The 9,809-nt window shown below is 57.1% G+C and carries 9 protein-coding genes; 3 read left to right on the top strand and 6 right to left on the bottom strand.

The annotated features are described in order from the left end of the window. Positions 1-103: 103 nt before the first annotated feature. The gene (locus HHJ19_RS17700; RefSeq protein ID WP_296909173.1) at positions 104-2,494 is read right to left on the bottom strand and encodes an ATP-dependent DNA helicase; all 2,391 of its coding nucleotides are present in this window, start codon (positions 2,492-2,494) and stop codon (positions 104-106) included. Between the two features lie 620 nt (positions 2,495-3,114). After that, entirely contained in the window at positions 3,115-3,549 is a 435-nt protein-coding gene (locus tag HHJ19_RS17695) for a hypothetical protein (RefSeq protein WP_296909172.1), read from the bottom strand. A gap of 518 nt (positions 3,550-4,067) precedes the next feature. Between HHJ19_RS17695 and HHJ19_RS17690 the strand changes: the two genes are divergently transcribed. Beyond that, positions 4,068-4,418, top strand: a complete 351-nt coding sequence (locus HHJ19_RS17690; RefSeq protein ID WP_296909171.1) for a hypothetical protein — start codon at positions 4,068-4,070, stop codon at positions 4,416-4,418. Between the two features lie 233 nt (positions 4,419-4,651). Here the strand turns inward: HHJ19_RS17690 and HHJ19_RS17685 are convergent, their stop codons facing one another. Further along, entirely contained in the window at positions 4,652-5,707 is a 1,056-nt protein-coding gene (locus HHJ19_RS17685; RefSeq protein WP_296909170.1) for an NAD(P)-dependent alcohol dehydrogenase, read from the bottom strand. A gap of 807 nt (positions 5,708-6,514) precedes the next feature. Here HHJ19_RS17685 and HHJ19_RS17680 point away from each other — a divergent pair. Both HHJ19_RS17680 and HHJ19_RS17675 read left to right on the top strand, forming a co-directional pair. Beyond that, complete coding sequence (locus HHJ19_RS17680) at positions 6,515-6,673, top strand: hypothetical protein (RefSeq protein ID WP_296909169.1); 159 nt, start codon at positions 6,515-6,517, stop codon at positions 6,671-6,673. A gap of 48 nt (positions 6,674-6,721) precedes the next feature. Continuing rightward, positions 6,722-7,063: a hypothetical protein gene (locus tag HHJ19_RS17675; RefSeq protein ID WP_296909168.1), complete on the top strand. Its 342-nt coding sequence runs from the start codon at positions 6,722-6,724 to the stop codon at positions 7,061-7,063. Between the two features lie 59 nt (positions 7,064-7,122). Here HHJ19_RS17675 and HHJ19_RS17670 read toward each other — a convergent pair whose 3' ends face one another. From HHJ19_RS17670 to HHJ19_RS17660, 3 genes are all read right to left on the bottom strand, one after another. Continuing rightward, complete coding sequence (locus HHJ19_RS17670; protein ID WP_296909167.1) at positions 7,123-7,575, bottom strand: hypothetical protein; 453 nt, start codon at positions 7,573-7,575, stop codon at positions 7,123-7,125. A 209-nt stretch (positions 7,576-7,784) separates the two neighbouring features. Further along, positions 7,785-8,615: an urease accessory protein UreD gene (locus HHJ19_RS17665; RefSeq protein WP_296909166.1), complete on the bottom strand. Its 831-nt coding sequence runs from the start codon at positions 8,613-8,615 to the stop codon at positions 7,785-7,787. Between the two features lie 141 nt (positions 8,616-8,756). Next, positions 8,757-9,809, bottom strand: a 1,053-nt coding sequence (locus HHJ19_RS17660) for a cyanophycin synthetase (RefSeq protein ID WP_296909165.1), incomplete at its 5' end; no start/stop codon positions are given.

The raw sequence follows: 9,809 nt of genomic DNA, 5'->3' as shown, positions 1-9,809 counted from the left end.
AGAACCAAATGCCTATCATTGCCTGGCTACTCGGAGTGCCCATTACCGTGATCTTGCTACTGATGCTGTTCGGCGTATTTTAAGGTGTGTTGAGCTTTGCCATTCAAGCCGCTGTGAATCCGCCCGACTTTGCGTGCATGTGCCTGATCTGCCACCAAGCGGGAAGCAGGCGCTGCACCTCCGCGCGCGTAAACCGGTCGTCAATTAAGTAAACCACGCCGCGGTCGGAAGTCGTGCGAATCACTCTCCCGGCAGCCTGCACGACTTTTTGCAAACCCGGATAGAGGTAGGTGTAGTCGTAGCCCCTGGATGCACCGAAGTTAGCAGCCATGCGCTGCCTGATCTGCTCATTCACCGGATTGATTTGCGGCAGGCCCAAAGTGGCGATAAAAGCCCCGATCAGGCGGTCTCCAGGCAGATCGATACCCTCGGCAAAAGAACCGCCCAGCACGGCAAACCCGATGCCTGATGTGTTTGGCGTGAAACGCCCCAGAAATTCGTCGCGGGCGTTTTCGTTCATGTGGCGGGTCTGCTCCCACATCGGGATATGTGGATAACGGCTCCTGAACAACCCCGTGAGGTTTTGCAAGTAATCGTAGCTACTTGAAAAAGCCAGGTAATTCCCGGGCTTTTCGACATATTGCCGTGCCATCAAGTCCACGATCGGCGAGAGCGAACTGGTCCGGTGCCGGTAGCGGGTGGAGATGTCGCTCACGACCCCCACCTGCAACTGTTCGGAAGTGAATGGCGACAACACATCGACCCAGGCGGTGTCGGCGGGCAGGCCCAGCGTGTCAGCGTAATAATTTTGGGGACTCAGCGTGGCTGAAAACAGGGCGACCGAATGCGCAGCGGCAAAGCGCGGAGCCAAAAAAGGTGCCGGTACGACGTTGCGGATATTGAGCGTCGCGCAACCATGCCCGGCCTGAAATGGGCTGGTTCCGTTTTCGCCATCGTCATTCAAACTGATGTCAAACAGCGAGTGTGATCCAAACGCCTCGGCCATGCGCGAAAAATGCAGGGCTTCAAAATAGAACCCCTGCAGCAGGCCGTCGATCCGTGTCGGATTGGCCACCAGAAAATCGGTGATGCGGGTGATTGCCAGTTGCAGCGCTTTGAGAAAATTGACTGGCAACTCGGGGTAAACCTGATAGCTTTGTGTTTGTACCTGATGCAAATCGTTAAAGTTTCGATTGAGCCGCTCAAGTACGCCTTTGATGGCTTTAGGGGCCGACGCGTGCACCTCATGCAATTGCGCTTGGTCAAGGGTCGCCGAATACATTTTTCGCGCACGCTCAATCATGTTGTGGGCCTCGTCGACCAGCACACTCACCCGCCACTGGTATGCGCTTGTCATGCCGTAAAGCATGGCGCTTGTGTCGAAGTAATAGTTGTAGTCGCCGACCACCACATCGGACCATGTGGCCAGTTCCTGGCTCAGGTAATAGGGGCATACGTGATGCACGAGAGCTATCTCGCGCAGCGCGGCTTTGTCCAGCATCTTGGCGCCTGCACTGGCGTATTGCACTGCCGCCATACGCGCCTGCGGCAACCTGTCGTAAAACCCTTTGGCTAACGGGCACGAGTCGCCGTGGCAGGCCTTGTCCGGGTGCTCGCATGACTTGTCGCGTGCCACCAACTCCAGAACCCGCAGTGGTAAGAAGTTGACATGGATTGTTTTTTGGCACGCTGCGGCCTGGGGCAGTTGCGTCGCTGGCGGCATGCCATGCCTGATCAGCGCAAGTGCGTCCAGCGCCAGCTTGCGTCCCGGCGTTTTTGCGGCCAGGAAAAGCAGCTTGTCCAGTCGCTGTTTGGGCATCGACTTGAGGAGCGGAAACACCGTGCCAACAGTTTTGCCGATGCCTGTGGTGGCTTGGGCCATCAGGCAAATTCCTGCCTGCGCCGTTTTGTAAACGGCCTCGGCCAGGTCGCGCTGGCCCGGCCGAAAATTGGGGTATGGAAAGTTGAGGGCGCTGAGTGCCACATCGCGAGCAGTCCGGTGCGCCAGCTCCTGCTCGGCCCACAGCAGAAAGTGCGCGCACTGCATGTCAAAGTATTCTTTCAATGACGCGGCCGTGAAGTGTTCGGTCAAGGGCGTTTCCTGCAGGCTGGCAATGTCAAGGTAGACCAGCGACAGGTGGATGTCTTCAATACCTTTTTCACAACAGAGCAACCAGCCGTAAATCTTAAGTTGCGCCCAGTGCAGGTTGCGGCGATTATGCGGCATGGCATGCAGGTCCCCGCGGAAGGTCTTAACCTCTTCCAGCAGGTTTTGCACTGGGTCATAGCCGTCGGCACGGCCGCGAATCTGCAGGGTCTTGTACTCACCCGACAGGCTCAGTTCTGCCTGATAGTCCTTGCCACGTCGTGACGCTACCAGCGCGTGTCCGGCTATACCCTCGGCCGCCGAAGGCGAGGGCGTGAAACGCAGATCCAGGTCACCATGTTTGGCGGTGAACTCGCACAGTGCCCTGACGGCAACAACGTACTTCATGTCTTGTTTTCGAAACGTTGGCGGGCTGTTTCAGCCATACATCTGCGTTTTGTGGCGCGCGCGATCATGAGAGGGACGTTTGCGCACAATCTTCCCCGCATTGGCGCACCAGTTTTGTCGATGACGCTGGTCGTCGGCTCCCCCCGCATTCGAAGATTCATCGGTGTGGCAAGGTCGCGACGCGGTGAATGGCTGTTTTCCCGCATGGGCGCATCAGCGCATAAAAACTTTTGATCGCGTCGACATGCGCGCCGCTGCCAAAGAGAGCAATGAATTTGTCGGTAGTCTGGCAGGACGGCATGGGGAGCAATTAGCGGGGAGTGAGGATGTTTTATTTGCCTGGCCGCCGGTTGGCGAACCAGCAAGCCGTGCAGACAGGAGCGAAAACGCTCTGGCCCCTGGCCTGAAGCCTGTCTGAAAAGCATTACCCATCATAGCGGCGCAGCGACGAGCCATTTCAACAGCTTGGCCGCCTCACGGGCGCCCATTGGTGGCCCTAAATATCGAACTCAAGAAACTCTCAAATCATTAGGTGGCGCCAGCAAAATGAAGTTCCGTATGATCGAATTACGAGCGCTGTGCCCGCAGGCCCAGCGGCAGTTACTCGTTCTGCAGAGCTGTTACTGGGGCCTGGCTCCATTCAAAGCATTGTCAAATTCCTCACGCGAAAGGGTGCCGTCTTTGTCGGAATCCGCGGCATCGAAATATTTCGCTACGTTTTTGAAGCCCGCAGCTTCCCCGCGGCTTATCTTGCCGTCGTGGTTGGAATCCAGAAAACCAAAGGCTCGCTCAACGTCTTGTGCTGCATATTTGGGCGCTGTGCGTGCCACGGCGGTGGTAGCTCTGTCTGGTGCTTCTCCGACTTGCAAAGCCGGTTGTGTGGGTTTAGCGCTGCCGGGTTCTGCAGCTCTGGCATGGATGCTCATGGCCAGTAGTGTTGCGCCCAAAGTCAAGGTGAGCAGGACAGACCACGCCTGGGCCTGATATTTGGTACCAGTGGGATGGACGTATGCCGTCACCTGATGAACGGAAAATATCTTTATGGGTTGGAACACTGAAGTTCTCGTGGTTCTGGTTCTCGTGGTTCTGGTTATGGCGGCTGTGCGAAGGTAGGGTGTTGCAGCCACGGACTTTCCAATTGGAATCAAAGTGAAGGGCGGGGGCAAATAAACTTGCCAAAAGTTTCGTCTGTTTACATACCTAGCCGCAACAGACACCGTTCTTGGCATTTTCGGCACCGTTGTCAGAGGGTTGAATATGAGCACCTTCCCTGAACAGGGGGTCGTGCGCTTTCTAACCCCTGCTCACTTAGTCAACCATACCTTTTGGGCCATGCAGGGTAAAAAACTTGCCTAAAAAGCCTCTGGTCCAATATTCATCGGCATTATTAGCTATCGACTTAATAGCGCCTGCCGGGCGTTAGTCCGGCCTCCTTGCTGGTTTGGGCTGATTCCGGCGCGCAGGCCATGCCAGACCGGGACCGCCGCTGACATGAATGGGATGAGCTGTCCCACAGCAGGTTTTTCCTTCTTTTCGGAGAATCAGAGGTCCGTAAAAAAATTCAAGGAGCGCCATGGCAACCAGCAGCATTCTCGGCGGTACACACCTTCCCGAGCAGGTGACCGGAAAAGACACCGATGCCTTGGGCCCGAGTGACAATTCCGACAGCGGCAGTGATGCACAAGGCGCTTATGGCGAGGGCGAAATGTCCAGCGACAGCGATGCAGCCGGCACTGGCGAGCGTGCCTCTGCAGGCTCCGGCATGGATCGTGAAGATGCAGACATCCTTCCTGACCGCATTGAAGAAGGGCTAGGTGCCGGCTCCTTGCCAGAAATTTTGCCGATTGAGGTTGGCGCAGTGGTTGAAGATCTTGCAGGCGATGAAGAGGAAGATGAAGAAGACGAAAGTCGAAAACCGGATTAAAACAGACATCACTGGAGCGCTGTGGCCGAACCTCGCTGCGCAAACTTAACGCCCTGAAAGCGGCTCAGCGCCTATCGTCAGTAACAGGCGCAAGCTGCTCTGCATGCAAGGCACGAATAGGCACAGGACATGGCAGAAAGTGCACTGTTACCTTCTATGCGCTGAAGCCGGCAGATGTCAAACTGAATTTCCGATAATCCTCAGCGCAAGAAGCCTTTTTGGGTCCAGGTTAACTAGTTTTTGAGAGTTGCCATGTCGACAACAAAACGGTATTTGACATCACTCTTCAGCATTCGCTCATAGGCCGTCTCGATCTCGTCCATACGGATCGATTCGATGTCGGAAACGATGCCGTGCTGCGCGCAAAAATCGAGCATTTCCTGCGTCTCGCGGATGCCGCCGATCAACGATCCCGCCAAACGCCGGCGTTTCATGATCAGGTTGAACACACCGGGCGAGGGGTGCGGGCTGGCTGGAGCGCCCACCAGCGTCATGGTGCCGTCGAGCTTGAGCAGAACCAGGAAAGCATCCAGGTTATGTGGCGCTGCTACTGTATTCAGGATGAAATCGAAGCTGCCCGCATGAGCCGCCATTTCTTCGGCATTCTTCGAGACGACAACTTCCTTGGCGCCCAAGCGCAAGGCGTCCGCTCGCTTGTTGGCAGAGGTGGTAAACAGCACGACATGGGCTCCAAGAGCAGCTGCGATCTTCACCCCCATATGGCCAAGACCGCCCAGCCCGACGATGCCCACCTTTTGTCCCGGGCCGACCTTCCACTGGCGCAGCGGTGAATAGGTCGTGATGCCGGCGCACAGAAGCGGCGCCACGGCCGCCAGATCATTTTCGGCATGCGAGACACGCAGAATAAATGATTCGCGCACCACAATGTGGCTGGAGTAGCCACCATAGGTATTGGCGCCCGTGCCTTGTTCGGGGCCGTTATAGGTGCCGGTAAAGCCGTTTTCGCAATATTGCTCCAGTCCGTCAGCGCAGGGCTTGCAGTGCTGGCAGCTGTCCACCATGCAACCCACGCCGACAATATCGCCCACCTTGAATTTCGACACGAGATCACCCACGGCCGTCACGCGGCCCACGATTTCGTGGCCTGGCACTGACGGGTAAATGGTGTTTTCCCATTCATTGCGCGCCGTGTGCAGGTCGGAGTGACAAACGCCGCAGAACAGAATCTCGATCGCTACATCGAGCTGACCGGGCGAACGACGCTCGATAGAAAAGCTTGTGAGCGGGGCGGTCGGTGATTTGGCGGAGTAGGCCAGAGCATGTGGCATGGTTGAAAGTCCTTATTTATAAACACTGTGTTTATGCTAGTCATTTTTCTGCCCTGGTGTTTGGGCGGGCCGCCAAGGCCTTTTGGTTTGCGAAGGATTGTTTGTCTTCCGGCCAAGAGGAGGGATTCATCTTCGACATACCGCCCGCATGGTTGAGAACGTGAGGCAAGCCGGCAATGGCAATGATTGCAACCGCAGGTCGCCGCGTGTTGTCACAAAAAGCCAATGCGTCAAAAGCTTGGGCGGCAAATGCTCGCAAATCCGTTCATGTCGATTGTGCGGTGTAAGTCGGCCGGAATCTTTTTTCATTCGCCTGCGATATCCAAAATCGGAGCATCGCTGCATAAAAGACGCCCCCGGAGAAAATTACATCGACGGCAATGGCAAGAAGGCTGACGAGCCGGTGCAAGGGTGTACTTTTCCACCATCACCCGGGCCATGACGTTTGCAACCATGATGCTGTTTTTTTTACGATGAAATCGACCTTGGCAGCAACAACGGTTTTACCGTTTTCAAGCACATCCTCAACATTCCCCTGATCACCTCAACCATACAAATCGACACCTTCTTGTACTCAGCCGGCTGGCGCTGTTGGGGTTGTACTGTTTGCCAAGTGACTGGTCGGCAACAAGTTTGGCCGGTGCTGAAGCCTGCTGACTACAAACTGACGAACGGGGTGATTAGATCTTCATGTACGGTGTCGCTGGCGCGCTGTGTGCGTGTCGCAGGTCTGTAGCGTCAACCCAAACGAAGTGAACCCAGCGAGCTCTATCAAGATCGCCACCCGGGCTGCCGGACGAGGTGGACATGGCGCAAGGCCGCGTTATCGACCTGGAAGATTTGAGCGCTTGCCTGGGCGACTTCAAGGTCGTCAACAAGCTTTGCCTTGACATCGCACGAAACGAGTTGCGCTGCATCTCCCCAAATGGCGCCTGGAAATCGGCTTATTACCGGGGCAAGGTCTGAAGTTGCTGCTACTGGATGCATCCGTGATCGGCATGACGGACCAAGAAAGTGCACGCGCAGCAGCCTGTTTCTGACGCTCAAGGGCAAACTTCCGATGTCAACCTGCAGGCCCATCTCGGCAAGGGAACGGCACTGATAGGCCGCAACGGCCTAGGCAAGATCGCGCCGCTCAAGCCCTTGATGGACCACATTCCCACAAGAACTGATAGCACTGAATTCAACGGAAAGAAAATTCCAGACCCAGATTATCGAGTCATGCAGCGAGGCGAATTCATGCCCGGGCGCTGGCAAAGATACGCAGATCAATCGGGTTTGGCAGCTTGTGGCAATTTAGTCCCAGAAAGCCCAACAACTCAACCCTCCCCGACACAACGAAAAAAGTGGGAATGACCCACATTTTTCGCCTCTACGATGCCCAATTGCGGCACCTGAATGGTGGATGGCAGCAGTTACTGTGCTGCAGGCACCACGGTTTCCGCTTCGCGAAGCACGCCGCCACCGGCGATACTGCCCTGCGCCTTGTTCTCGCTCATGACGCGTGCCTGGCAGGCACTTTGATCGGTAGCTTCCTTGAAAACCTCGCAACGCTTCAGGGCGTTCGCAGCAAGATCTCCGCTACCGCCCAGCTTGCCTGCGCGCTTTTCTGCATTGGCATTGCGGACCTCTGTCATGCAGGTGGCCTTTGCCTGTTGGCTTTTCCCACTGTTGCAAAATGCCATTTCACTTTTGGCGTTACCTGTTGCATCAATGCCGGTGGTACCTGCGGTTATTTGCGCAGAAGCCATTTGTGCCGTTGCAGCCGTCATTGCCAGCAGAGCGGCAAAACCGAAGTAAGTCACGCCTCTGCCCAAGCGGTGTAGCCGTGCAGGGCGCGGGAAACGGGATTTGGTCGCTGTTGGCATATTCAAACTCCTGGTGAATTAGTTATTAGTTGAGATTAACTGTTCAGGCTTTTTTTTTCTGACAGGAAATACAGTGATTAGGCCGTGTCCAATGCCCGATTCATCTGTAGGACAGGTCTCTCAACGGCAATAAGTCCGCGAACCGATAAAGACGGCGAAATACGGTGGAGCCGGGTTCGCAAACGGTTTGCGCAAGGCATTGCCTTTGGCTACATTGACCATATGCGTGGTGTGGATGCCGCTTTCTGCCAGAAATGACCACGCCAGGCTTGCCAGACCTGCCTGAGCAGTGCCATGGCAGGCTCGACCATGGGCGCCAGTACCCTGACAACGACAATTTTTCCGTCGGGGCTGGTGGCACCCGCCGTTGCTGACAATGGGTGCACCTCGATCACCTGCCGCGCGACGTCCAGAGCCTCTTGCTTGCGATTGCGATCGATCTTGCTCCCGGCCACAAAAAAGAGCGACGCCAGGCAGCGGTGGCCTGCAAAGCCCAGCGGGCTGTTCAAAAGCAGGGTATCGCCGGCGGCCACGCGCGCGCGCTCCAGCCAAACGCCGGGCACTTCAATATGCTGGCAAAAACTGCCGAGCTCGAAGGGCTGGTGGGCGGCGGGCAAGCCGAAAGCGGTGATGTCCCAGCCGATCAACTCGGCGCCGGGGGCCAATGTCATGGTCAGGCGGTTCTCGGCCAGACAACCGTTGTAGCAAATCGTTTCGAGCGGAAGCCACTCCAGTCGCGCGCCCGCCGCCAGCGAGAGATGCGTTCGCTGCAGCGCAAACGCGCCGCTGGAGCGGTAAAAACGCGTGGCACCGGGCGTGGTCACCAAGCCATGCGCGCCGGCGCCAGCGCTGAATTTCAAATCCAGCGTATCGCCGCCCACGAGCCCGCCGGGTGGATGAACGATGACGTTGTGGCATATTTCATCGCCTTCCGGGTACAGGCTTTGCAAGATCCGCAACGGGCCGCTGTGGCGAAAGTGAGCGACCGTCTTGTCGGCTCGCCGTGTGTAGTCCAGTTCCAGCGTCGCGTTCCAGGTCATGGGGCCGATTTTATGCACGACAGCGCCATGAAAAACAACAATGCTATCAAATAAATAGCTAACTGAAGCCGATTTATATGGACCTGAGTCGATATGGGCATGGAATCCGGGGGGGTAGCCGGGGTAGTTGGGGTATGAGAATCAGTGGCTGCTCAATTTTTCTTTGGCCTGGACCACGCGCGCCGCCAGATGGTCGAGCGCTTCCTGCACTTGATCCACCAGAATCAGGCACAGGTCACCCGGTTGCAGTCGCGCCAGCGCCGTGTCAATAGCCAGAAATTCGCCGCGTATTTCGTCAATGTTTTTTGTCCGGACGGCGCCTGCCAGCCCCTCACGTAGCAGCGCCATGACTTCTCCATCGGCACGGCCGCGCTGGGCGGCGTCCTGGTAGAGAATGACGTCGTCAAAGGCGTCGCCAAGAATGACGGTCTGGTCGCGGATGTCGTTGTCGCGGCGGTCGCCGGCACCGCTGATGACCACGCTGCGCCGCTGCGCGGGCATGGCGTCAACGGCCGCCACAAGGGCGCGCATGGCGTCGGGGTTGTGACCGTAATCCGCGATGACGGTCGCGCCGGCGTAGTCCATCACATTAAAGCGGCCCGGCGCATTGTGCGAGTCCGTGACAAAGCTGGCGAGGCCGCTTTTGATAGTGTCCCAGGTGATGCCCACGGCCCACGCTGCCGCCACTGCAGCCATCACGTTTTCGACCTGAAAGCCGATGCTTCCGCCCCGAGTGACGGGAATGTTGTTCAGCGCAATCCGCTCAACCCAGGAACCTTCGGCGGCTACCAGCACGGGGCCATCGACATACACCGTGCGCTTGCCCTGCGCGCGGTGAGTCGCCATCAGCGGCTGGTGGCGGTCGGTGGCAAAAAAGATCACCTTGCCGGGGCAAGCCCGCGCCATGTCGGTAACCATGGTGTCGGCGGCGTTGAGAACCGCATAACCGGTAGGCGACACATTTTGGACCACCACCCGTTTAAGCACGGCCAGGTCTTCCACCGTGGTGATGTAGTTCAGTCCCAGGTGGTCGCCGCTGCCGATGTTGGTCACCACGGCAACTTGACAGCGGTCAAAACCCAGGCCTTCGCGCAGCACGCCGCCTCGCGCCACTTCAAAGACGGCAGCGTCCACGTCCGGGTGCATCAACACGTTGCGCGCGCTCTTTGGTCCGCTGCAATCGCCGCTGTCGGT

Origin of the sequence: Polaromonas sp., from assembly GCF_012927415.1 — a bacterium.
Classification (GTDB): domain Bacteria; phylum Pseudomonadota; class Gammaproteobacteria; order Burkholderiales; family Burkholderiaceae_C; genus Polaromonas.
Note: the sequence above shows the minus strand (reverse complement) of the source record. Positions and strands in the feature narration are given on the sequence as shown.